Here is a 23,756-nt window from a genome sequence, read left to right on the forward strand (position 1 = left end):
ATGCTGAAGCTGCTGATTCTCGATCGGGACGGTGTAATCAACTACGACTCCGACGCCTACATCAAATCGGTCGAGGAATGGATTCCACTGCCAGGCTCGATCGAGGCCATCGCGCAGTTGAGCAAAGCCGGCTGGACAGTGGCCATCGCCACCAACCAGTCCGGCATTGCCCGTGGCTACTATGACCTCGCCACCCTGGACGCCATGCATGCGCGCTTGCGCGCGTTGGTGGCTGAGCAGGGCGGCGAGGTGGGCTTGGTTGTGTACTGCCCCCATGGGCCGGACGAGTGCTGCGATTGCCGCAAACCCAAGCCGGGCATGTTGAAAACCATTGCAGAACATTACAACGTGCCGTTGGCTGGGATATGGTTCGTCGGGGACAGCCTCGGTGACCTGGAGGCGGCCAAGGCCGTCGACTCTCAGCCAGTTTTGGTAAAGACCGGGAAAGGCGAAAAGACCCAGGCGAAAAACCTGCCGGTAGGCACATTGATTTTTGACGATCTGGCGGCAGTTGCCGCAGAACTTATCAACAACTAGCCGCCCTCGACTTCCTGACCAAGGATTGTTCGGGAGTGCGCTGTTCAACAGGCGGGCCGTGTCCCGCAACGGTAAATGCCGCCATGTCGATCTTGCAGGCCATCAGAACCTTTTTCTTTTACCTGCTGCTGGGCACCAGTTCGTTTCTCTGGTGCACCCTGAGCTTTTTTATTGCGCCGTTCCTGCCGTTCAAGGCGCGCTATCGCTTTATCAACGTTTACTGGTGCCGCTGTGCGTTGTGGTTGGCCAAGGTATTCCTGAATATTCGCTTCGAGGTCAAGGGCGCGGAAAACGTCCCTGAGCAGCCCTGCGTGATTCTGTCGAACCACCAGAGCACATGGGAGACGTTCTTTCTCTCGGCTTACTTCTCGCCCTTGAGCCAGGTACTCAAGCGCGAGTTGCTGTACGTGCCATTTTTCGGCTGGGCGATGGCCATGTTGCGTCCCATCGCCATTGACCGTGACAACCCCAAGGCAGCGCTCAAGCATGTGGCCAAGAAGGGCGACGAGCTGCTCAAAGACGGCGTGTGGGTGCTGATCTTCCCGGAGGGCACTCGCGTACCCTACGGCACCGTGGGCAAGTTCTCGCGAGGTGGGACTGCTTTGGCGGTCAACGCCAATCTGCCGGTACTGCCGATTGCGCATAACGCCGGCAAGTTCTGGCCGAAAACCGGCTGGGCCAAACGCGAAGGCACGATTACCGTGGTCATTGGCGAACCGATGTATGCCGAAGGCGAAGGCCCTCGCGCCATTGCGGCACTGAATGATCGCGCCGCGGCCTGGAACGAAGCGCAGCAACGCGCCATGGGTTCACTGCCACCGGAGCCGATCGTTGTGGATACACCCGTCGTATGATGTTCTGTGGATAACCTGTGCACGGTTTGTTGGCGAATGGCTTCTTTTTTACGTTAAAGAGCTGATTTTATTAGATATTTCAAAAAGGGATAAAATCTCGAAAAAGGTGCATAAGTTTTTCCAGCTATAAAAAAACCGGTCTTGATGACCGGTTTTTTGTATTCGCCCCAAATGCCTCGCTTACTCCTCCAGCAAGGGCAACCGAAGGTTGAATACGGTGCCTTTACCCAATGTGCTTTCACAACTGATAACGCCCCTGTGACGCTCCACCACCGCCTTGACCATCGTCAGGCCCAGCCCCAGTCCTTCGCTGCCTTGGGCTGAATCAAAGCGCCGGTACTGGCTGAACAGTTCGGGCAAATCGTCTGGCGCTATGCCAGGGCCCTGATCGCTGATGCGGCATCCAAGCCAGCCGTCAGCAGCGGCATGACTCAACCTGACGGTGGTACCGGAAGGTGAGTACTTGACCGCATTCTCAAGCACATTGAATAACGCTCGAGTGAGCAGCGACTGATCGGCCAACACCATGCCTTCATCCGCCTCATCCAGGTCGTGGACCAAGTGGATGCCTTTGAGCTGAGCAATTACTGCCACTTGGTCGAAGGCATCCATCACCAACATGGCAAACAGCGTCGGCTGGAAGTGATAGCCATCGGCCTCGGCTTTGGCCAACTGCACGAATGACTCGGTGAGGCTCAACGCGCGTCGTACCTGCTGTTCGATCTGGGCAAATATTGGCGACTCGCTGCTGTGCACATCCAGCAATGCAAGGATCGCTGAGTGGGGGGCGCGCAAGTCGTGGGAAAGAAAGCGCAACATGGTTTCCCGATGCTGCTGGGCGTCACGCTCCTTACTCAGATCGGTAAGGCTTAATAGCCAGCCCAGGGCAAAATCGCCTTCGGCCGGTAGCAGGGGCGCAAGCTCCATGCGCAGGCTGCGCTGGTGGATATCGCGGAACTCGACCAGTTCCAGTTGCGCGAGGGCAGGGCGGACGCCGCCGTGCAGGGGTGGATAACCCAGGTCGGCCAGTTGCTCCAGGAGATTTTCAGCGACCAGGTCATTGCCGAACACATTCCGGGCGATACGATTGGCCAGCAGAATATTGCCTTGCGGATCGGTGATCAGCGTCGCCACCGGCAGGCACTCAAGGCCATCGGCCATGAAGCGCCGGGTATCTCGTGTGCGGCTGACCGCTTGCTCCAGCGCGAAGATGCGCGACTGCAACACGTCGCCTCGGCTGGCGGGCGCACGGCGGCGTTCAGGCAGGACCTTGGGCTCGTCGTCCAGGCGCGCCAACTCCCAGCCGAAATAGGCGAGAATTACACTCAGTCGGCGCCAATTCCAGATCAGGTAGCTGAGCAACAAACCGATCAGGCAAGCGGCCGGCGACCACCAGTGCCCCATGCGTAACAACGTCAAGGCGCCGACCAACGCGATGAACATGCAACCCAGCGTCATCCAGAGCGCATAGCGTGGCCGGTAGAGCAGCAACGCCAACAACAGCGCCACCAGTGAGGTCGCTATCAACGCCGCAAGCCATCCTGGAACATCTTCAATACTGCGACCTTGTAACAATCCATTGAGTACGTTGGCCTGAATGTCCAGCCCTGCGGTAGTACCAGCCGTGGAAGAGAGGGGTGTAACAAAACGATCCCCCATTGCAGACGCGTTTGCCCCCACCAGAATCAAACGGTCACGCAGTTGTGCCGGTGGCACCTCACCGTGCAATACGCTGACATAGGACACGCTGGGGAAGTGGCTATGAACAGGGATGGAGGGGATGCGGATCGCATGATCTCGGTGCCAGCGTTGCGGTGTCGATACCAGCGGCCCGCCGGGCATTTGTCGTGGTTCAACGGCCATTTGGTAAGCCAGCCAGGCAAGCTGCGGGACCATCGCATCAGCTGGTCCTTCACGCAGATACAGGCTGCGCACCACGCCATCGCTGTCGGCTTCAACATTGATATGACCCAAGCCCCTGGCACATTTGAGTAATGGCAGCCTGTGCGCTTCGGCCTGGCCGTCGCCTGTGGAGTCGTCCTGCACCAAAGGCAGCACCACGTTGCCGGCGTTGCATAGCGCATCCGCCAGACGCTTATCGCCAGCGGGTTCTTCGGGCTCACTGAAGATCACGTCGAACAGAATCCCGGCCGGCTGCGCAGCGCTGAGGCGATCAATCAGATCAGCATGCAGGGTACGAGGCCAAGGCCATTGCCCGAGTTTCTTGAGGCTGGGCTCGTCGATGGTCACCAGCAAAATACGCGGATCTACCGGCAACGGCGTAAAGCGCAGCAGGCTGTCATACAGCGGGTTACTCAAGGCCAGCCCAGGACTCACCGACAGGTAGGCAGTTATAGGCAGCAGCAGCAAACCGATCCACAGCCATTCACGCACCAACCCGCGGAACAAGCGCTGGGCATGGGTCGGTTGCCGCTTCTCGGCCTTACCCCAGAGCATCATAGGTCACCGCGCCGGTGTTGGAGGAGGGTACTAAACATTGTCGTGGTTTCACTTCTGCTCGCGGGAAGCCCATTCTCGCCCAATCGGAAAAGTTTTCCTGCACGATGTTCATTGAGGCTCCGCCGTGGCGACTTGAAAGCGGTGAGGTGAGGGCGGCTCCGCTATGTGCACCGAGGAGTCTACGACGGCACATGTGTCGGCTGAGCCTTTTCCTTACTATCGGGAGTCGGTATCTTTCCTGCCTGGGTAGAAACGTTTTCCAATGAGTTAAGCACTCTTGGAAATGAGCCTACCGAAGATCCAGGGGGGCGTTGGTTCTGAGCACAATTCTTCAGATTCAACGACCGGCATCTGCGCAGTACGTGCCTTGATGAGGACGACGGCTGCCGTACTCTTCAAGACGAAAGGACCCACCCATGCGTGTCGCAATACTGGATGACGAACCCGCGGAATTACGCCGGGTGGAACAGACACTGCGACAAATCCCAGGTACTGCGGAACAGCCTTGGGCCCTGCATTGTTTCGAGCGTGGGGAAGACCTGCTGCGTCAACTGCGACGGGAAACCTTCGATCTGTTGATCCTGGACTGGCAACTGCCGGACATCACTGGTATCGCATTGCTGCGCTGGACGCGCGAACACATGGAATCGCCGCCTGCTGTGATCATGCTGACCAGCCGCGATGCCGAAAGCGATATCGTCACCGCGTTGAACAGCGGCGCTGACGACTATCTCAGCAAACCCTTTCGCCCTAATGAACTGAAAGCCCGCGTCAACGCAGTGCTCCGCCGTCACGGCCTGCAGAAATCCGCCACACAGGAAGTACAGAGTTTCAACGATCTGACCTTCGACGATGCAGAACTGACGGTTACACGCGCAGGTAAGCCGATCAACCTCACCGAACGAGAGTACCGCCTGGCCAGCTGTCTGTTCGCCAACCTGGCGAGGCCGTTGTCCCGCGAATACCTGTACGAACGCTTCTGGACCCATGAAGAAATGGTCTCATCCCGCCCGCTGGATACCCATATCTACCGGTTAAGAAACAAGCTCGGTCTGACGGCGGATCGGGGTTGGCAACTGCTGACCATCTACGGATATGGCTATCGTTTGGAGAGTGTGCCGGCCCCTTCCTCCAGCTAGGAATGACGATGTTCCACGTGGAGCAATTGAAAAACCAGATTCAGCTGGTGAAAAAAAAAGGCCAACGCTAAGAAGCGCTGGCCTTTTTACTTCGACGAAGGGTAAACCGGAATTAGAAGTCCAGGTTCGATACCGCCAAAGCGTTGCTTTCGATGAAGTCACGACGAGGTTCAACCGCATCACCCATCAGGGTGTTGAAGATCTGATCCGCGCCAATGGCGTCCTCGATGGTCACGCGCAGCATGCGACGCTGGCTTGGGTCCATGGTGGTTTCCCACAACTGGTCAGGGTTCATTTCGCCCAGACCTTTGTATCGTTGGATGGTGTGGCGCTTGGTGCTTTCTGCCATCAGCCAATCAAGGGCTTCCTTGAATTCCTTGACCTGCTTCTTGCGTTCGCCACGCTGAATGTAGGCGCCGTCGTCGAGCAGGGTGCTGAGTTGCGCACCCAACGTCACCACAGTCTTGTAATCATTGCTGCCGAAGAAGTCGCGGTTGAAGGTGACGTAGTTCGACAAGCCGTGGGAAATCAGCTCGACCTCTGGCAGCCACACGTTACGTTCACGGTCCTCACGCAGGCTGGCTTTGTAGACCAGCCCGGATTTCTCTACCGTGCGCAGACGCACTTCGTACTGGGCCAGCCAATCCTGCATCGCTGCGTGATCGCTCAGTTGCTCCAGGCTGACGGCCGGCAGATAGATGAAGTGCTCGGTCAGCTCCTGAGGGTACAGGCGCGACAGTCGCTTGAGGGTCTTCATCACCATGCGGAAATCGTTAACCAGACGCTCCAGCGCCTCGCCGGAGATCCCCGGGGCCTCGTCGTTCAAGTGCAGGCTTGCATCTTCCAGGGCCGACTGCGTCATGTACTCTTCCATGGCGTCGTCGTCTTTGATGTATTGCTCTTGCTTGCCCTTTTTGACTTTGTACAGCGGTGGCTGGGCGATATAGATGTAGCCGCGCTCGATCAGCTCCGGCAACTGACGGAAGAAGAAGGTCAGCAGCAGCGTACGAATGTGCGAACCGTCGACGTCAGCATCGGTCATGATGATGATGTTGTGGTAGCGCAGTTTTTCGATGTTGTACTCGTCGCGACCGATACCGCAGCCCAGGGCCGTGATCAAGGTGCCGACTTCCTGAGAGGAAATCATCTTGTCGAAACGCGCCTTCTCAACGTTGAGGATCTTACCCTTCAACGGCAGGATGGCCTGGGTGCGACGGTTACGACCCTGCTTGGCGGAACCGCCAGCAGAGTCACCTTCCACCAGGTACAGTTCGGAGAGGGCAGGGTCCTTCTCCTGGCAGTCAGCCAACTTGCCCGGCAGGCCGGCGATATCCAGCGCGCCTTTGCGTCGGGTCATTTCACGGGCTTTACGCGCCGCTTCACGGGCACGCGCGGCGTCGATCATCTTGCCGACAACCAGCTTGGCCTCGTTCGGGTTCTCCAGCAGGAAGTCGGAGAAGTATTTGCCCATCTCCTGTTCAACTGCGGTCTTCACTTCGGAGGACACCAGCTTGTCTTTGGTCTGCGAGCTGAACTTAGGATCCGGCACCTTCACCGAAATGATCGCTGTCAGGCCTTCGCGCGCATCGTCACCGGTGGTGGCGACCTTATGCTTCTTCGCCAGACCTTCAGCTTCAATGTAGGTGTTGAGGTTACGTGTCAGTGCGGAACGGAAACCCACGAGGTGAGTACCGCCGTCGCGTTGTGGAATGTTGTTGGTGAAACACAACAGGTTCTCGTTGAAGCTGTCGTTCCACTGCAGGGCAATTTCCACGCCGATGCCGTCTTCACGCTGGATGTTGAAGTGGAACACCTGGTTGACCGCAGTCTTATTGGTGTTCAGATATTCAACGAATGCACGCAAGCCGCCTTCATACTTGAACAGTTCTTCCTTGCCGCTGCGTTCGTCCTTGAGGACGATACCCACACCGGAGTTGAGGAATGACAGTTCACGAATTCGCTTGGCCAGAATGTCCCAGCTGAAGTGAATATTCTTGAAGGTTTCAGCCGAGGGCTTGAAATGGATCTGGGTGCCGGTGGTTTCACTGTCGCCAACAATCTTCATTGGCTCTTGTGGTACACCATGGACGTAAGTCTGTTCCCAGATTTTGCCGCTGCGGCGAACGGTCAGGATAAGCTCTTCAGACAGAGCGTTCACCACCGACACACCCACTCCGTGCAAACCACCGGAAACTTTATAGGAGTTGTCGTCGAACTTACCGCCGGCGTGGAGCACAGTCATGATGACCTCTGCCGCCGAAACGCCTTCTTCTTTATGCACATCTACCGGGATGCCGCGACCGTTGTCGCGCACGGTGATGGATTCGTCCGGGTGAATGATGATACTGATGTCGTCGCAGTGACCGGCCAAAGCTTCGTCGATGGAGTTGTCGACCACCTCGAACACCATGTGGTGCAGACCGCTACCGTCATCAGTGTCGCCAATGTACATACCGGGACGTTTGCGTACGGCATCCAAACCTTTCAGCACTTTAATGCTGGTCGAGTCGTACGTGTTTTCTTCGCTCATGCCTTCACTCCCGATGGTCGTGGGTCTGGGTGATACGGCCTTGTTCCACGTGGAACAAAGCGACTGGCGTTTCCGTCTGCCAGCCTTCCCTCAATAATTCGTGGTCTACACAGGTGATAAACACCTGGCAGCGTAAGTCTTCCAACAAGCGGCACAACGAGCGACGATGTTGCTCGTCCAGTTCGGACGGCAAATCATCCACCAGATAAATACATTGGCCTCGCCGAGCCTGGCTAACCAAGTGGCCCTGTGCGATACGCAATGCGCACACCACCAATTTCTGCTGGCCGCGAGACAAGATATCCGCAGCGTTATGAGTGCCTAATCTAAGGCGCAAATCAGCACGTTGGGGTCCAGCCTGCGTATGGCCCATTTGCTGATCCCGCAGCAAGGAGGTCGCGAGCACTGCGCTCAGCTCACGCTCTTTGTCCCAACCACGGTAATAACTCAGCGTCAGCCCTTCGAGATCCAGCAACTCACTCAAAGTCTGCTCAAAAACTGGTTTTAATGCCTTGATGTAGGCGCGGCGGTATTCATCTATTTCGTCGCTGGCCAGGCACAGTTCACGGTCCCAGGCCGCTTGCGAAGCGGCGTCAAGTGTACCATGCCGCAGCCATGAGTTCCGCTGCCGCAGGGCCTTCTGCAGGCGCTGCCAGGTCGCCATAAACCGTGGTTCCACGTGGAACACTCCCCAATCGAGGAACTGCCTGCGGATCTTTGGCGCGCCTTCCAACAGCCGAAAACTGTCGGGGTTAATCAATTGCAGCGGCAGGATCTCAGCCAACTGCGCGGCACTCCGAGCATTTTGCCCGTCTATGCGAATTTGAAACTCCCCACCACGATCACGAGATATGCCCAGGCTGCTATGACCGCCTTCTGCGAGCTCAACCTGCCCAAACACTGTGCACGCCAGCTGTTCGTATTGGATAACCGGCAACAAGCGAGCGCTGCGAAACGAACGCGCAAGGCCCAACAAGTGAATGGCTTCCAGCACACTGGTTTTACCACTGCCGTTGGCGCCGTGGAGAATATTGATTCGGGGGGAAGGGGAGAAGGTCACCGGGTGCAAATTGCGCACCGCGGTGACCGAGACGCGACTGAGGGACATCTAGCTTCTGCTGGGCATGGTTACAGGCGCATCGGCATGACAACGTAAGCCGAGTCGTCGTTGTCGGATTCCTGTACCAACGCGCTGCTGTTGGAGTCCGAAAGGATCAAGCGAACTTGTTCGGTGGTCATTACGCCCAGGACATCGAGCAGGTAGCTGACGTTAAAGCCGATTTCCAGCGAGCCACCGTTGTAGTCAACGCCCACTTCTTCTTCCGCTTCTTCCTGCTCCGGGTTATTGGCCTGGATTTTCAGCTGACCATTGGCCAGTTGCAGGCGGATACCACGGTACTTTTCGTTGGAGAGAATAGCCGTACGACTGAATGCTTCACGCAGTGCCTGACGATCGCCCACCACCAACTTGTCACCACCTTTGGGCAGCACGCGCTCGTAGTCCGGGAACTTGCCGTCAACCAGCTTGGAGGTAAAGGTGAATTCGCCGGTGGTGGCGCGAATGTGGTGCTGGCCCAGCACGATGCTGACGTTGCCGTCCGGCTCGGTGAGCAAACGCGCCAGCTCGAGAATACCTTTGCGGGGCACGATAACCTGGTGACGATCAGGCTGGCCGATGTCGGCGCGCATCGAGCACATCGCCAGGCGATGACCGTCGGTTGCGACAGCGCGGATAACGCCTTCGGAGACTTCAAGCAGCATGCCGTTGAGGTAGTAACGCACGTCCTGCTGAGCCATGGCGAAGCTGGTACGCTCGATCAAACGGCGCAGCTTGCTTTGCTCCAGGCTGCAGGTCAGCGAGCCCGGGCCTTCTTCAACAGTCGGGAAATCATTGGCTGGCAGCGTGGACAGGGTAAAGCGGCTACGACCGGCCTTGACCACCAACTTCTGCTCATCGACTTTGATGTCGATCAGCGCATCGTTCGGCAGGCTTTTGCAGATGTCCATCAGCTTGCGCGCCGGAACGGTGATTTCACCGGGTTCGGCAGGTTCTTCCAGCTGCACACGGCCCACCAGCTCGACTTCAAGGTCAGTACCGGTCAGGGACAATTGCTGGCCTTCGACCACCAGCAATACGTTAGAGAGCACCGGCAAGGTCTGGCGGCGCTCGACGACGCCTGCGACCAGTTGCAGGGGTTTCAACAGGGCTTCGCGTTGAATGGTGAAATGCATGGTCTAGTCCCTTGCCTTAATAAGCTGCGCTGGTGTCATCACGTAGTCAGTGTACGCAGCAGGTTCTTGTAGTCCTCGCGAATATCCGCGTCGGATTCCTTAAGTTCATTGATCTTGCGGCATGCGTGCAAAACCGTGGTGTGGTCGCGACCGCCAAATACATCCCCGATTTCCGGCAGACTGTGGTTGGTCAATTCCTTGGAAAGGGCCATTGCCACCTGGCGCGGACGCGCCACAGAGCGCGAGCGGCGCTTGGACAACAGATCGGATATCTTGATCTTGTAGTACTCGGCCACCGTGCGCTGGATGTTATCCACACTCACCAGTTTGTCCTGCAGGGCCAACAGGTCCTTCAAGGATTCGCGAATCAACTCGATGGTAATGTCGCGCCCCATGAAGTGCGAGTGGGCGATCACCCGCTTGAGCGCGCCTTCGAGTTCACGCACGTTGGAGCGAATGCGTTGAGCGATAAAGAACGCAGCGTCGTGAGGAAGATCCACCTTAGCCTGGTCGGCCTTTTTCATCAGGATCGCCACGCGGGTTTCCAGCTCCGGCGGCTCCACCGCAACGGTGAGCCCCCAGCCGAAGCGCGACTTCAAGCGTTCTTCCAGACCTTCGATTTCCTTCGGGTAACGATCACTGGTCAGAATGACCTGCTGGCCACCTTCGAGCAGGGCGTTGAAGGTATGGAAAAACTCCTCCTGCGAACGTTCTTTGCGTGCGAAAAATTGGATGTCATCGATCAGCAAGGCGTCAACGGAGCGATAGAAACGCTTGAACTCGTTGATCGCGTTGAGCTGCAAGGCCTTGACCATGTCGGCCACGAAGCGCTCCGAGTGCAGGTATACAACCTTGGCATTCGGGTTCTTCTTTAATAGATGATTGCCCACTGCATGCATCAAGTGGGTCTTACCCAAGCCAACGCCGCCATAAAGGAAGAGTGGGTTGTAGCCATGCTTGGGGTTATCGGCGACCTGCCAGGCAGCGGCTCGCGCCAACTGGTTGGATTTACCCTCGACGAAATTTTCGAAGGTGAACGTTCGGTTCAGGTAGCTGGTGTGCTTGAGTGCGCCTTCGACCTGCACGGTACGCTGTTCGGCGCGAACCGGAGCCTGCTGGGAACTGGCGCCCGCCATCGGGTCGAAGCTGTCACGCGAAGGCTCTTCTTGCTCTGGCGCATTTTTCTGCGCCGACGATCTGGAGGTTGCCGGCGCTGCTGCAGGAGCCGAGGTCACCGGGGCGGAGGCCGCCTGAGCCTGGGACGCGGCAGCGGCCAAAGGTGCATTGGGTGCCGCGCGAGGCGCAGAGCTGCGTTTGCTGCCTATTAATAAGGAGAGCGCGGGAGCGAGCCCGTTGCCGTGCTCGTCGAGCAATTCAAGAACGCGGCTCAAGTACTTCTCGTTGACCCAGTCCAGAACAAACCGGTTGGGCGCATAGACGCGCAACTCGTCGCCTTCGGCTTCGACCTGTAGCGGACGGATCCAGGTGTTGAATTGCTGGGCAGGCAGCTCATCGCGCAAAAGCTCTACGCACTGCTGCCAAAGTTCCACTGACACGGATATCCCCTAAGTTGAAAGCCGGTGAGGCAAAAACAGCCGCCATTGTAGCGGCCAGCCGCCCACTTATCCACATGTAGGTTGCCCACACACCGGCCAAAATCAATGCCTTAACCTTGAAAAAGCCGACCGGCGGTCTGTGCATAAGCTCTGTGGATAAGCGGCCCTGAGCTCGTTGCACAAGTGGGGTCGAAAGTCTGTGGGTAACCGCGCTGTGGATAACACCCGCTTTCACACACAGCTTATCCGACAGCGCAGCACAGGCAGAGCACCGTTTCTCCCCCGTGTTGTCATTCTCTGTACAGCACGTGAAATATGGGCTGCATCCAGTTATCCACAGATGATCGCCTACCTAGCTTTTATAAGCTTTACAGAAAAGCTTTAAATAACTTCCTTCTTTATTTTTATATCTAGGTCGGCACTGATGGAGGCGCGGGCCAAGCAAAGCACGCTCGCGCTCCTGAAGATCTAATTGAAGGAAAAGCTGGTTGGAAATTGACCTAGAGGCTTGCTTTCTCTAGAATCGCCGGTCTCTTAAAACGGGGGCCATTCCGGCCCGTTGTGGACGAACCAGGTAACAACGCCATGAAACGTACTTTCCAACCCAGCACCATCAAACGCGCCCGTACCCACGGCTTCCGTGCCCGCATGGCCACCAAGAACGGTCGTGCCGTCCTGTCGCGTCGTCGCGCCAAAGGTCGTGCGCGTCTGGCAGTTTGATAATCCGGCACTGGTGGTGAGTCAGGACTTCAGTCGGGAAAAGCGTCTGCTAACCCCCCGGCACTTCAAGGCAGTCTTTGACTCCCCCACCGGCAAGGTTCCGGGGAAAAATCTCCTGCTCCTTGCGCGTAACAACGATCTGGATCACCCCCGTCTCGGGTTGGTGATCGGCAAAAAGAGCGTAAAGCTCTCCGTTGAGCGCAATCGCCTCAAGCGTCTGATGCGCGAATCGTTTCGCCTCCACCAGGACACTCTGGTTGGTTGGGATATTGTTATCGTCGCGCGCAAAGGCTTGGGGGATGTAGAAAACCCCGAATTGATTCAGCATTTCGGCAAGCTCTGGAAACGTCTGGCGCGTACCCACAAGCCAGCACCTCCAGGTAGCCCCGAAACTGTAGGGGTAGACAGCAACGATGCGTAAACTGGCACTCGTTCCGATCCAGTTTTATCGCTATGCCATTAGTCCTCTGATGGCAAACCACTGTCGTTTCTACCCCAGTTGTTCCTGCTACGCGTTAGAAGCCATAGAAAATCATGGTCTTCTGCGCGGTGGCTGGCTGACCTTTCGTCGTTTAGGTCGCTGTCATCCGTGGAATCCCGGTGGTTATGACCCGGTTCCACCTGTCCCTACCTCCCGTTCTTCTTCGATGGCCGAGTAATCATGGATATTAAACGCACGATCCTGATCGTCGCCCTGGCAATCGTGTCCTACGTCATGGTTCTTAAGTGGAACCAGGACTATGGCCAGGCTGCCCTGCCGACTCAGAATGTTGCCGTCAACACTGCACCTGCGGGTCTTCCCGACGCTGCAAGTGGCACAAATGCTGCCGCCAGTGATGACATTCCACGCGCAGCAGGCGAAGCCAAAGCGCCCGCCGAAGTTCCAGTTGCAGCAAGCACCGACCTCATCCAGATCAAAACGGATGTGCTGGACCTGGCGGTCGACCCGCAAGGTGGTGACGTTGCCAAGTTGACGCTGCCGCTTTACCCACGCCGTCAAGACCATCCGGAAATTCCATTCCAGCTGTTCGATAACGGTGGCGAGCGTGTTTATCAGGCCCAAAGCGGTCTGATCGGCGCAAATGGACCTGATGCCAGCCAGTCCGGCCGCCCAGTGTTCTCCTCGGAGAAGAAAAGTTATCAACTGGCTGATGGTCAGGACCAATTGGTCGTAGACCTCAAGTTCAGCAAGGACGGCGTCAATTACATCAAGCGGTTCACGCTCAAGCGTGGCCTGTACGATATCGTCGTTACCTACCTGATCGACAACCAAAGCGCCCAGCCTTGGAATGGCGCGATGTTTGCGCAACTCAAGCGCGACGCCAGCTCCGATCCTTCGTCAAGCACCGCGACGGGTACTGCGACTTACCTGGGCGCCGCCCTGTGGACAAGTTCGGAACCCTACAAAAAAGTGTCCATGAAAGACATGGACAAGGTGAACGAAGACAAGACCAAGCCAGCCATCACGTATAACGTGAACGGCGGCTGGGTTGCCTGGTTGCAGCACTATTTCGTTACCGCGTGGATTCCACAACCAGGCCAGAACAACGTGGTTCTGGCCCGCAAGGACACCAAGGGTAACTACATTATTGGCTACACCGGCCCGTCGTTGACCGTCGCGCCAGGTGCCAAGGCTGAAACCAGCGCTACGTTGTATGCCGGTCCAAAAAGCCAAGCGGTGCTCAAAGAGTTGTCCCCAGGTCTGGAGCTGACTGTGGACTACGGCATTCTGTGGTTCATTGCCCAGCCGATTTTCTGGTTGCTGCAACATATCCACAGCATCGTCGGTAACTGGGGCTGGTCGATCATCTTCCTGACCATGCTGATCAAAGGGATCTTCTTCCCTCTGTCGGCCGCCAGCTACAAGTCGATGGCGCGCATGCGTGCGGTGGCGCCGAAGCTGGCTGCGCTGAAAGAGCAACATGGCGATGACCGGCAGAAAATGTCCCAGGCCATGATGGAGCTGTACAAGAAAGAGAAGATCAACCCGCTGGGTGGATGCTTGCCGATTCTGGTGCAGATGCCGGTGTTCCTGTCGCTGTACTGGGTACTCCTGGAAAGCGTGGAAATGCGTCAGGCACCGTTCATGCTGTGGATAACTGACCTGTCGATCAAAGACCCGTTCTTTATCCTGCCGATCATCATGGGCGCGACCATGTTTATCCAGCAGCGCCTGAACCCGACACCTCCGGATCCGATGCAGGCCAAGGTGATGAAAATGATGCCGATCATCTTCACCTTCTTCTTCCTGTGGTTCCCGGCTGGTCTGGTCCTGTACTGGGTGGTCAACAACGTGTTGTCGATTACTCAACAGTGGTACATCACACGTAAAATCGAAGCGGCTACCCAAAAAGCCGCGGCGTAATTACTCTGTGGATAACCACTCAAGACGCCCCCTAGTGGGGCGTTTTGCTTTCCGTCCCTTTTGTTCTGGAACCTGTTGATGAGCGCTCCTCGTGAAACCATCGCTGCTGTCGCTACCGCTCAAGGTCGCGGCGGCGTCGGTATCGTTCGAATTTCCGGGCCGCTTGCCGGCGTGGCTGCCAGCGCCATCAGCGGGCGAGATCTTAAGCCGCGATATGCCCATTACGGTCCATTCCTGGACGCCGATAACGAAGTATTGGACGAAGGGCTGGCGCTGTATTTTCCAGGCCCGAATTCGTTTACCGGTGAGGATGTGCTTGAACTGCAAGGCCATGGCGGCCCGGTGGTGCTCGATATGCTGTTGCAGCGTTGCCTGCAGTTGGGTTGCCGCCTTGCTCGACCGGGGGAATTCAGCGAGCGCGCGTTCTTGAATGACAAGCTCGACCTGGCCCAGGCCGAAGCCATTGCGGATTTGATCGAGGCCAGTTCCGCACAGGCGGCACGCAATGCGTTGCGTTCATTACAGGGCGCTTTTTCACAGCGTGTGCACAACCTCACAGAGCAACTTATCGGCTTGCGTATCTACGTCGAAGCGGCGATTGATTTCCCGGAAGAGGAAATCGATTTTCTTGCCGATGGGCACGTTTTGGCGATGCTGGACAAAGTTCGAGACGAGTTATCCACAGTCCTGCGTGAAGCGGGACAGGGCGCTTTGCTGCGTGATGGTATGACTGTGGTAATCGCAGGACGTCCCAATGCCGGCAAGTCCAGCCTATTGAACGCCCTCGCGGGGCGTGAAGCCGCCATCGTGACTGAAATCGCAGGGACCACGCGGGATATCCTGCGCGAACATATCCACATCGATGGCATGCCATTGCATGTGGTCGATACCGCTGGCTTGCGCGACACCGATGACCACGTTGAAAAAATTGGCGTTGAGCGAGCACTCAAGGCCATCGGTGAAGCGGACCGGGTGTTGTTGGTGGTGGATGCCACGGCGCCCGAGGCTGCCGATCCTTTCGCTTTATGGCCGGAGTTCCTCGAGCAAAGGCCAGATCCGGCCAATGTCACGTTGATCCGCAACAAGGCCGACCTCACAGGGGAGGCCGTAGCGTTGGAAACCAGTGAGGATGGCCATGTCACCATCAGTCTTAGCGCCAGGTCGGCGGGTGAGGGGCTGGAACTGCTGCGTGATCATCTCAAAGCTTGCATGGGCTACGAGCAGACCTCCGAAAGCAGCTTCAGCGCTCGCCGGCGGCACCTTGAGGCGTTGCGCCATGCCAGCGCGGCTCTTGAGCACGGGCGTGCGCAACTGACCCTGGCGGGGGCGGGAGAGCTGCTGGCCGAGGATCTGCGCCAGGCTCAGCAGCTGCTGGGAGAAATCACGGGCGCCTTCAGCTCGGATGATTTGCTGGGGCGGATTTTTTCAAGCTTCTGTATCGGTAAGTGAAATGTTATCCACAATTGCTCTACCAGTTGTAGGAGAGGGTACCAAGCAAGGTGCGACTTTCCCCCCAGTAGCAACGGCCCGCATCGTTGCAACCCGACACGTATTCTTTATCGAAGAGGTTCTTGGCGTTTAAATCCACGGACCAGTTCTTGTCGATCTGGTAACCGATGGCGGCATCCACCAACGTGACACTCCCTGCGTCCAGCTTGCCGTACAGCGTCGGTGCGGTGTAGGAAAAAGTACTGTCGAAATAGCGCACGCCACCGCCCAGGGATAAGCCTTTGAGACCTCCTTCAAGGAAGCGATATTTGCTCCAAACGGAAGCCTGGTTGCGCGGCACACCGGTCATCTGATGGCCTTCGACCAGTGATGCAGCCGAGTCTTTGGTAATACGCGCATCCGTATAGGTATAAGCCGCCGTCAGATTCAGATTTGGCGTGAGGTTGCTGTTGACCTCCACCTCCACACCCTTTGCACGGCTTTCGCCCACCTGCCGATAACTATTGGTGGTGGCGTCGAGGTAGGTGTCGTCCTGTTTACGCAGGTCATACACCGACAGTGTCATTGCCGTGTCCCAGCCGATCGGTTCGTATTTAACGCCCACTTCGTATTGGCTGCTGGTGATCGGCTTCAATGGCGAGCCGGCATTCGAGATCTGCTGGACCGGTACAAACGCGGTGGAGTAGCTGACATACGGCGTCAAACCGTTGTCGAACTGGTACATCACCCCGCCCTGATAGGTGAATTTTCGATCTTCTGAGCGAGTATCGCTGGCGGTATTCACCTTGTCGCGAAATTCGCTGTCGACCCAGTCCTGACGACCGCCGAGTAAGAACAGCCAATGGTCGTATTTGCTCTGGACCTGTGCATAAACCCCTTTCATCTGTTGTTCAAGCAAGGTGTTTTGTACGGCGACGGGTGTCAGCGGATCGCGCAGGTACACAGGGTTTAACACATTGATGGTTCCCGCGAAACCCGCATCCCAGTCCTGATTGAACGAGGTGCGGTCATAGCTGGCGCCCAACAGCACGGTATTTTCCAAGTTGCCCATCTGGAATTTGCCTTCCAGCTGGTTATCCAGGGAGTACACCATCGACTTGTTGTAACGGTCGTAGGCCGTCATGTTCAACTGAGTGCCGAAGCCGCGATTATTCAGGGCGCTGGGCCAGGTTTCATGGCGGTCGATGCGCGATTGCATATAGCGTGAGTTCTGGCGGAACTGCCAGTCATCATTAAAGCTGTGGCTGAACTCGTAGCCGGTGCTCCAGCTTTCACGCTCGAAGGTATTCCAGTCCGGATTACCGAGCATTGTGTGCTTGGAGAGCTTGCCGTTGGGGTTTGTGAGCAAGGTGCCTGCAGCCGGCAGGCCGAGTTCCAGGTTGGTGTGGTCCTTCTGGTAATTGGCCAACAGCGTCAGGCTGTTGTAATCGTCGAAGTTAAGCGTCAAGGAAGGCGCGATATAGAGGCGGTCGTCCGGTACATGGTCGGTTTGCGTATCGGACTTGCGGCCCAGCATCACCAGTCTGCCGAGGACGTTGTCGTTATCGCTGAGCGGACCCGAGATATCCACACCCAGTTGGCGACGATTATTGGAACCATACCCCAGTTGCACCTCGCCCTGGGGCGTGGCCGTTGGATGTTTGCTCACCAGGTTTACCAGGCCACCAGGAGCGTTCTCGCCATACAGCAGGGAGGAGGGGCCACGGAAAACCTCGACCCGCTCCAAGCCATAGGGTTCGCTGGTGGTGTCGTACCGGTTGCCCTGCACACGCAGGCCATCTCGCAGCAGACCGTAGCCATAATCAGTGGCATTGAAACCGCGGATAAAGAACAGATCGCCTGCCAGACTGTCGCCGGCGGCAAAGGGGGGCGCGAAGATGCCGGGAACATATCCCAGCACTTGCGTCAGACTTTGCGCCTTTTGGTCCTTAATGCGTTGGCCGGTGACCACCGACACCGAGCGCGGTGTTTCCGACAACGGGGTACTGGTCTTGGTGCCGATCCGACTGTTTTGCGCCTTATAGCCTACATCTGCAGCGATATCCTGGTTGAAACCAGTTTGTTGATAAGTACTCACCGTCGTCGCCGCAAGGGTGAGTTGGCCCGCAGGAGCTGCCTGCAATACGTAGCTGCCGGGGGCTTGAACGGAAGCCGTCAACCCTGAGTTTTGCAGCAACAATGCGAATCCCTGATCGATCGAGTAATCGCCTTCAATACCAGGGGTGGTTAGCCGTGCGGTTTGCTCCGGGGAGAAAGATAGGATCACGTTCGCGCTGGCGGCAAACTGGCTCAAAGCCCTGTCCAGCGGACCGGCCGCAATGGAGAAATGCCGCACCGCACTGGCGGCCAAGGCGCCGGTGGCAAATACGGTGCCGGCTGTGGCGGCGGTAGCAATCAGCAGACCGTAGGTCAAGCCGTGGCAGGAAAGTCGCTGGCGTAGCTGGGTGGGAAGGCGCATTGGTGGATAGACCCTGAAGGTATCGTCGTAATTACCTGTAGGGCCGTTCCAGCTAGGAAAAAGATAACCCCCCGTGTGATTTTTTAATCAAACCATCGGTGTTATCGAAACCCAGTAGCGTGTGAAGTATTTCACATGGATAGGCAAGGTTGCCTGCAGGTTGGCCAACACTGCATCAGTGGCGTCCAGGCGGAACGTACCGGAGACGCGCAGGCGCGCCGAGACCGTGTCGCACTGCAGGACACCGGACCTATAGCGCGCCAATTCGTCGATTACATCCCCAAGCGGTGCATCCAGCACGATTAATTGCCCGTCGACCCAGGCGGCCTGAACGGCAGCATAAGGACGGATCGGACTCACCTTGAGCCGATCAAAGTCGGCGCTTTGGCCCGCATTGAGCAGCAGGCCGGAGTCGGGTTTGTCGGCCGGGGACACCTGTACTCGATCTTCCAATACGCCTACCCGAGTGGAATCGGCCAGCTGGCGCACAGTAAACCGAGTGCCCAACGCCTGGACCCGCCCCTGGCGAGTCTCAACATAAAACGGTGCCTGTGCGCCCAACCTGCCGGTGTGGATAAGCACCTCACCCTCGCGTAGGCGAATCAAGCGTTGCCGTTCGTCGACTATCACGTCAATCGCCGAGCGGGTATTGAGTTCGATTCGGGTGCCGTCGGCCAATTGGATATGTTGCCGCCCTCCAACCGGTGTGCAGTAGTCGGCCCACACTGTTCCAACGCGGCTATGTTGTTGGATGTTCCAGCCGAGATAGCCACTACCGCCCAGAACCAGCAGCCATTTGAGTACTTGCCGACGTTGCTGGGTGGTTGATAGCGCACGGCGAGTGACGTCCTGGGGCAGCGCACCCAGGCTGCGTTGCAGCTGTTCCAGCTGATTCCATGCAGCCAGATGGGAAGGATCGCGGTTCAGCCATTGCTGCCAGGCATGACGTTCGGCGGGGGTGGGAGCCTGGGACTGAAATTGCACATACCAAGTGGCGGCGGCTTCAAAGGTTTCGCGATCGGGAGCGGCCATCAGCTGCTGGCCAGGATCAATGAACATTCGGTAAACGCCCGGATCATGTGTTTCTTCACCGTGGTCAGCGAAACCTGTAATTGATCGGCGATCTGTTGATAAGTCAGCCCCTCGAACTGAGACAGCATGAAGATCCTTCGCGCGCGCGCCCCGAGTCCATGCAGGGCTTTATCCACAGCCGTCAGGGTTTCGATGATGATCGCCCTGTCTTCTTCACTGACAACGGTGGGATCTGGGCGCTCGGCCAAAGCCTCCTTATAGGCCTGTTCGATGGTATGGCGGCGATAACGATCAATCACCAGACCCCTGGCGATCGTGGCCAGGTAATCCCGCGGTTCGAGGATCTGGGAGGCATGTCGCCCACCTAAAATACGCACGAACGTATCGTGGGCAACATCGGCTGCATCGCAGGCGTTATGCAATTTACCTTTGAGCCACCCCTGTAACCACGTGTGGTGTTCCTCGTAGATGTTCTGAACAGCTGCCGTATGAGTAGGAGGGGACATAGGGGCGCAGTGGGCAGGTTAATGATAATCGCTATTATTAACTGCGGCGAGGTTGTCCCACAATAGGTCTTTCATTGAAGTGGTCTGCGCCGGATCCGAAGGCAACGGAGGCTTTCTCGTGGGCTGAATTCAGGATGAATGAAGAAAAAAGCCGGGTTAAGCCCTGTGGGTAAGCTGCTCTGTACCCGGTTGATAACAGGGCTTAAAAAGTCATGACAAACCCATCTGTGGATAAGTGATGGTTTAATCCACAGGCTTAAAGCAGTTACCCACCGCGCTCATCGGCACATGACCACAGACTTTTGAAACGCTGTACACAACGTATTTAGAGGGTTTTAGCAATCTATCCACAGAAATGATGCTCAGTAAAAATAAACATAAAAACAAAGATTTAATAAATTTCTCTCTTTTAATTTCTATTGTCTGTGATTCATCCACAGCTGGTTAAATTTTGTGCAAAGGGTTCTTTAGGAAGGGCTAAGTCCCTATACTTGCCGCCAAAGCTGCAAAACTCTTTCAACAGACAATTCCTGATTACCTACATAAGCAGGCACGAGGTGCGTGGTGGATTTCCCTTCCCGTTTTGAAGTGATCGTCATCGGCGGCGGTCATGCCGGTACCGAGGCAGCACTGGCGTCAGCACGCATGGGCGTCAAAACCCTGTTGCTCACGCATAACGTGGAAACCCTCGGTGCGATGAGTTGCAACCCTGCCATCGGTGGCATCGGCAAAAGCCACCTGGTCAAGGAAATTGACGCCCTCGGCGGCGCGATGGCCATGGCCACCGATAAAGGGGGTATTCAATTTCGCGTGCTCAACAGCCGCAAAGGCCCGGCCGTGCGTGCGACTCGCGCACAGGCCGACCGCATCCTGTACAAGGCCGCAGTACGCGAAACCTTGGAAAACCAGCCGAACCTGTGGATATTTCAGCAGGCCGCAGATGACCTGATTGTCGAGCAGGACCAGGTTCGCGGTGTCGTCACCCAGATGGGGCTGCGTTTCTTCGCGCAATCCGTCGTGTTGACCACCGGTACGTTCCTCGGTGGACTTATCCACATCGGCATGCAGAACTATTCGGGGGGCCGCGCGGGTGATCCACCCTCGATTGCTCTGGCCAAACGCCTGCGTGAATTGCCGCTGCGTGTCGGCCGCTTGAAAACCGGAACGCCACCGCGTATCGACGGACGTTCCGTGGATTTCTCGGTGATGACCGAACAAGCGGGCGACACGCCGATTCCAGTGATGTCGTTCATGGGTTCCAAGGAGCAGCACCCGAAACAGGTCAGCTGCTGGATTACCCACACCAATGCCCGTACTCACGAGATCATCGCGGCGAATCTCGACCGTTCACCGATGTATTCCGGCGTGATCGAAGGCATTGGCCCACGCTACTGTCCGTCGATCGAAGACAAGATCCACCGTTTTGCCGACAAGGAAAGCCATCAGGTCTTTATCGAGCCCGAAGGCCTGACGACCCATGAGTTGTACCCGAACGGGATTTCCACCTCGCTGCCGTTCGATGTGCAAATTCAGATCGTGCAATCGATTCGCGGCATGGAAAACGCGCACATCGTGCGGCCGGGTTACGCCATCGAATATGACTACTTCGACCCGCGTGACTTGAAATACAGCCTCGAAACCAAAGTAATCGGCGGTTTGTTTTTCGCCGGGCAAATCAACGGCACCACCGGTTACGAAGAAGCCGGCGCCCAAGGTTTGCTGGCCGGGGCGAACGCGGCACTGCGTGCACAAGGCAAAGACAGCTGGTGCCCGCGTCGCGATGAGGCTTACATCGGTGTATTGGTCGACGACCTGATTACCCTGGGCACCCAGGAACCGTACCGGATGTTTACCTCCCGAGCGGAATACCGTTTGATCCTGCGCGAAGACAATGCCGATCTGCGCCTGACCGAAAAAGGTCGCGAGCTCGGCCTGGTCGATGATGCGCGCTGGGCCGCCTTCTGCAAAAAACGCGAAAGCATCGCGCTGGAAGAGCAGCGCCTGAAAAGTACCTGGGTTCGTCCGGGCACCGAGCAGGGCGACGCGATTGCGGAAAAATTCGGTACGCCGTTGACCCACGAGTACAACCTGCTGAACCTGCTGTCCCGCCCGGAAATCGACTACGCTGGCCTGGTCGAAGTGACAGGCCATGGTGCAGAAGATCCACAGGTCGCCGAGCAGGTCGAAATCAAGACCAAGTACGCCGGCTACATTGATCGCCAGCAGGACGAAATCGCTCGCCTGCGCGCCAGTGAAGACACCAGGCTGCCTGTGGATATCGATTACACCGGCATCTCCGGGCTGTCGAAAGAAATTCAAAGCAAGCTGGGGATAACTCGCCCCGAGACCCTGGGCCAGGCTTCACGCATCCCCGGTGTCACCCCGGCAGCGATCTCGCTGTTGATGATTCATTTGAAAAAACGCGGCGCGGGCCGTCAGTTGGAGCAAAGCGCTTGAGTTCGTTGGTTACCTTGCAACACGCCGAAGAGTTATCCACAGGAGCGCGCCAATTGGGCGTGGACTTGACCGAAGCCCAGCACGAGTTGCTGCTGGGTTATCTGGCCCTGTTGATCAAATGGAACAAGGCTTACAACCTCACCGCAGTCCGCGATCCCGACGAAATGGTCTCGCGTCATTTGCTCGACAGCTTGAGTGTCATGCCGTTTATAAAAAACGGTCGCTGGCTCGACGTGGGCAGTGGCGGCGGCATGCCGGGCATTCCCTTGGCCATCCTGTTTCCGGATTCACAGGTCACGTGCCTGGACAGTAACGGCAAGAAGACGCGCTTTCTGACCCAGGTCAAACTCGAACTCAAGCTGGAAAACCTGCAGGTTATCCACAGCCGCGTTGAAGCCTTCACGCCAGAGCTGCCCTTCAACGGAATTGTCTCCCGGGCGTTCAGTAGCATGGAGAACTTCAGTAACTGGACCCGCCACCTGGGCGACCACGACACCCGCTGGCTGGCAATGAAGGGCGTCCATCCAAGCGATGAGCTGTTAGCATTGCCGGCAGACTTCCACCTCGATAGCGAACACGCCTTGGCCGTACCCGGTTGCCAAGGCCAACGCCATCTGCTGATACTGCGCCGCACGGCATGATTGGGAACACAAGCAAGAATGGCTAAGGTATTCGCGATAGCGAACCAGAAAGGTGGCGTGGGCAAAACCACCACCTGCATCAACCTCGCAGCATCCCTGGTGGCCACCAAGCGCCGGGTGCTGTTGATCGATCTTGATCCACAGGGCAACGCCACCATGGGCAGCGGTGTGGATAAACACGGCCTGGAAAACTCGGTCTATGACTTGCTGATCGGTGAGTGCGACCTGGCCCAGGCCATGCACTACTCCGAACACGGCGGTTATCAACTGCTGCCGGCCAACCGCGACCTGACCGCGGCGGAAGTGGTGCTGCTGGAAATGCAGATGAAAGAAAGCCGTCTGCGCAGCGCCCTGGCACCGATCCGCGAGAATTACGATTACATTCTGATCGACTGCCCGCCCTCGCTGTCGATGCTGACGCTCAACGCCCTGGTCGCCGCCGACGGGGTCATTATTCCCATGCAGTGCGAATATTTTGCATTGGAAGGTTTGAGCGATCTTGTGGATAACATCAAGCGGATTGCCGAGTTGCTCAACCCGAACCTGCAAGTCGAGGGTCTGCTGCGAACCATGTACGATCCGCGCCTGAGCCTGATGAACGATGTTTCGGCCCAGCTCAAGGAACATTTCGGCGATCAGCTTTACGACACGGTGATCCCGCGCAACATCCGCTTGGCCGAAGCACCGAGCTACGGCATGCCGGCCCTGGCTTACGACAAATCGTCGCGTGGTGCCATTGCTTACCTGGCACTGGCCGGCGAGATGGTCCGTCGCCAACGCCGCAATTCACGCACCGCTGCTGCCCAGCCAACTTAAGGAA

19 protein-coding genes are annotated in these 23,756 nt (G+C 57.1%); 11 read left to right on the forward strand and 8 right to left on the reverse strand.

Going from position 1 to position 23,756, the window contains the following annotated elements; genetic code table 11:
* Positions 1–537 carry a D-glycero-beta-D-manno-heptose 1,7-bisphosphate 7-phosphatase gene (gene gmhB, locus QRN10_RS11490; RefSeq protein ID WP_253509851.1) on the forward strand — a complete coding sequence of 179 codons (537 nt, stop codon included), beginning with the start codon at positions 1–3 and terminating at the stop codon, positions 535–537.
* A gap of 83 nt (positions 538–620) precedes the next feature.
* The gene (locus QRN10_RS11495; RefSeq protein WP_181077504.1) at positions 621–1,391 is read left to right on the forward strand and encodes a lysophospholipid acyltransferase family protein; all 771 of its coding nucleotides are present in this window, start codon (positions 621–623) and stop codon (positions 1,389–1,391) included.
* 180 nt (positions 1,392–1,571) lie between these two features.
* On the opposite strand, the gene QRN10_RS11500 is transcribed toward QRN10_RS11495, so the two are convergent.
* Positions 1,572–3,851 (reverse strand): CHASE2 domain-containing protein, encoded by a 2,280-nt coding sequence (locus tag QRN10_RS11500; RefSeq protein ID WP_285428429.1) that lies wholly within the window; start codon positions 3,849–3,851, stop codon positions 1,572–1,574.
* Positions 3,852–4,267: 416 nt separating this feature from the next.
* Between QRN10_RS11500 and QRN10_RS11505 the strand changes: the two genes are divergently transcribed.
* A complete protein-coding gene (locus QRN10_RS11505; protein ID WP_181077508.1) occupies positions 4,268–4,990 on the forward strand; it encodes a response regulator transcription factor in 723 nt (240 codons plus the stop codon).
* Positions 4,991–5,102: 112 nt separating this feature from the next.
* Here the strand turns inward: QRN10_RS11505 and gyrB are convergent, their stop codons facing one another.
* From gyrB to dnaA, 4 genes are read right to left on the reverse strand one after another with little or no spacing between them, the layout of a single operon-like run.
* Complete coding sequence (gene gyrB, locus QRN10_RS11510) at positions 5,103–7,520, reverse strand: DNA topoisomerase (ATP-hydrolyzing) subunit B (protein ID WP_181077543.1); 2,418 nt, start codon at positions 7,518–7,520, stop codon at positions 5,103–5,105.
* Between the two features lie 4 nt (positions 7,521–7,524).
* Positions 7,525–8,628 carry a DNA replication/repair protein RecF gene (gene recF / locus QRN10_RS11515; RefSeq protein WP_285428430.1) on the reverse strand — a complete coding sequence of 368 codons (1,104 nt, stop codon included), beginning with the start codon at positions 8,626–8,628 and terminating at the stop codon, positions 7,525–7,527.
* Positions 8,629–8,648: 20 nt separating this feature from the next.
* Positions 8,649–9,752, reverse strand: coding sequence for a DNA polymerase III subunit beta (gene dnaN, locus QRN10_RS11520; RefSeq protein WP_266245197.1), 1,104 nt, complete (start codon positions 9,750–9,752; stop codon positions 8,649–8,651).
* A gap of 38 nt (positions 9,753–9,790) precedes the next feature.
* The gene (dnaA, locus tag QRN10_RS11525) at positions 9,791–11,308 is read right to left on the reverse strand and encodes a chromosomal replication initiator protein DnaA (RefSeq protein ID WP_181077548.1); all 1,518 of its coding nucleotides are present in this window, start codon (positions 11,306–11,308) and stop codon (positions 9,791–9,793) included.
* 585 nt (positions 11,309–11,893) lie between these two features.
* On the opposite strand from dnaA, the gene rpmH reads away from it, so the two are divergent.
* The 5 genes from rpmH to mnmE all read left to right on the forward strand — a co-directional run bounded on the left by rpmH (position 11,894) and on the right by mnmE (position 15,842).
* Positions 11,894–12,028, forward strand: a complete 135-nt coding sequence (gene rpmH / locus QRN10_RS11530; RefSeq protein ID WP_003213577.1) for a 50S ribosomal protein L34 — start codon at positions 11,894–11,896, stop codon at positions 12,026–12,028.
* A gap of 16 nt (positions 12,029–12,044) precedes the next feature.
* Entirely contained in the window at positions 12,045–12,449 is a 405-nt protein-coding gene (gene rnpA / locus QRN10_RS11535) for a ribonuclease P protein component (protein WP_253511954.1), read from the forward strand.
* Positions 12,442–12,687 (forward strand): membrane protein insertion efficiency factor YidD, encoded by a 246-nt coding sequence (gene yidD / locus QRN10_RS11540; RefSeq protein ID WP_080758814.1) that lies wholly within the window; start codon positions 12,442–12,444, stop codon positions 12,685–12,687. Before rnpA ends, yidD begins: the two co-directional genes overlap by 8 nt.
* A 2-nt stretch (positions 12,688–12,689) precedes the next feature.
* Positions 12,690–14,393, forward strand: coding sequence for a membrane protein insertase YidC (yidC, locus tag QRN10_RS11545; RefSeq protein WP_181077551.1), 1,704 nt, complete (start codon positions 12,690–12,692; stop codon positions 14,391–14,393).
* A gap of 78 nt (positions 14,394–14,471) precedes the next feature.
* Positions 14,472–15,842 carry a tRNA uridine-5-carboxymethylaminomethyl(34) synthesis GTPase MnmE gene (gene mnmE, locus QRN10_RS11550; protein ID WP_253509845.1) on the forward strand — a complete coding sequence of 457 codons (1,371 nt, stop codon included), beginning with the start codon at positions 14,472–14,474 and terminating at the stop codon, positions 15,840–15,842.
* A gap of 19 nt (positions 15,843–15,861) precedes the next feature.
* On the opposite strand, the gene QRN10_RS11555 is transcribed toward mnmE, so the two are convergent.
* The 3 genes from QRN10_RS11555 to QRN10_RS11565 form a co-directional block, all read right to left on the reverse strand.
* Positions 15,862–18,300: a TonB-dependent siderophore receptor gene (locus tag QRN10_RS11555; protein WP_285428431.1), complete on the reverse strand. Its 2,439-nt coding sequence runs from the start codon at positions 18,298–18,300 to the stop codon at positions 15,862–15,864.
* An 87-nt stretch (positions 18,301–18,387) separates the two neighbouring features.
* Positions 18,388–19,332 carry a FecR domain-containing protein gene (locus QRN10_RS11560; protein WP_285428541.1) on the reverse strand — a complete coding sequence of 315 codons (945 nt, stop codon included), beginning with the start codon at positions 19,330–19,332 and terminating at the stop codon, positions 18,388–18,390.
* Positions 19,332–19,838, reverse strand: a complete 507-nt coding sequence (locus QRN10_RS11565) for a sigma-70 family RNA polymerase sigma factor (protein WP_285428432.1) — start codon at positions 19,836–19,838, stop codon at positions 19,332–19,334. The genes QRN10_RS11560 and QRN10_RS11565 overlap by 1 nt, the downstream gene beginning before the upstream one ends.
* 564 nt (positions 19,839–20,402) lie before the next feature.
* Here QRN10_RS11565 and mnmG point away from each other — a divergent pair.
* Genes mnmG through QRN10_RS11580 form a run of 3 tightly spaced genes read left to right on the forward strand, consistent with a single transcriptional unit; the run spans position 20,403 to position 23,752 of the window.
* Positions 20,403–22,295, forward strand: coding sequence for a tRNA uridine-5-carboxymethylaminomethyl(34) synthesis enzyme MnmG (gene mnmG / locus QRN10_RS11570; RefSeq protein WP_181077558.1), 1,893 nt, complete (start codon positions 20,403–20,405; stop codon positions 22,293–22,295).
* Complete coding sequence (gene rsmG, locus QRN10_RS11575; protein ID WP_181077559.1) at positions 22,292–22,936, forward strand: 16S rRNA (guanine(527)-N(7))-methyltransferase RsmG; 645 nt, start codon at positions 22,292–22,294, stop codon at positions 22,934–22,936. The genes mnmG and rsmG overlap by 4 nt, the downstream gene beginning before the upstream one ends.
* A gap of 18 nt (positions 22,937–22,954) precedes the next feature.
* Positions 22,955–23,752 carry a ParA family protein gene (locus QRN10_RS11580; RefSeq protein ID WP_181077561.1) on the forward strand — a complete coding sequence of 266 codons (798 nt, stop codon included), beginning with the start codon at positions 22,955–22,957 and terminating at the stop codon, positions 23,750–23,752.
* The last annotated feature ends 4 nt before the right edge of the window (positions 23,753–23,756 follow it).

The sequence above is a fragment of the Pseudomonas sp. lyk4-R2A-8 genome (genome assembly GCF_030209095.1).
GTDB lineage: Bacteria > Pseudomonadota > Gammaproteobacteria > Pseudomonadales > Pseudomonadaceae > Aquipseudomonas > Aquipseudomonas quebecensis.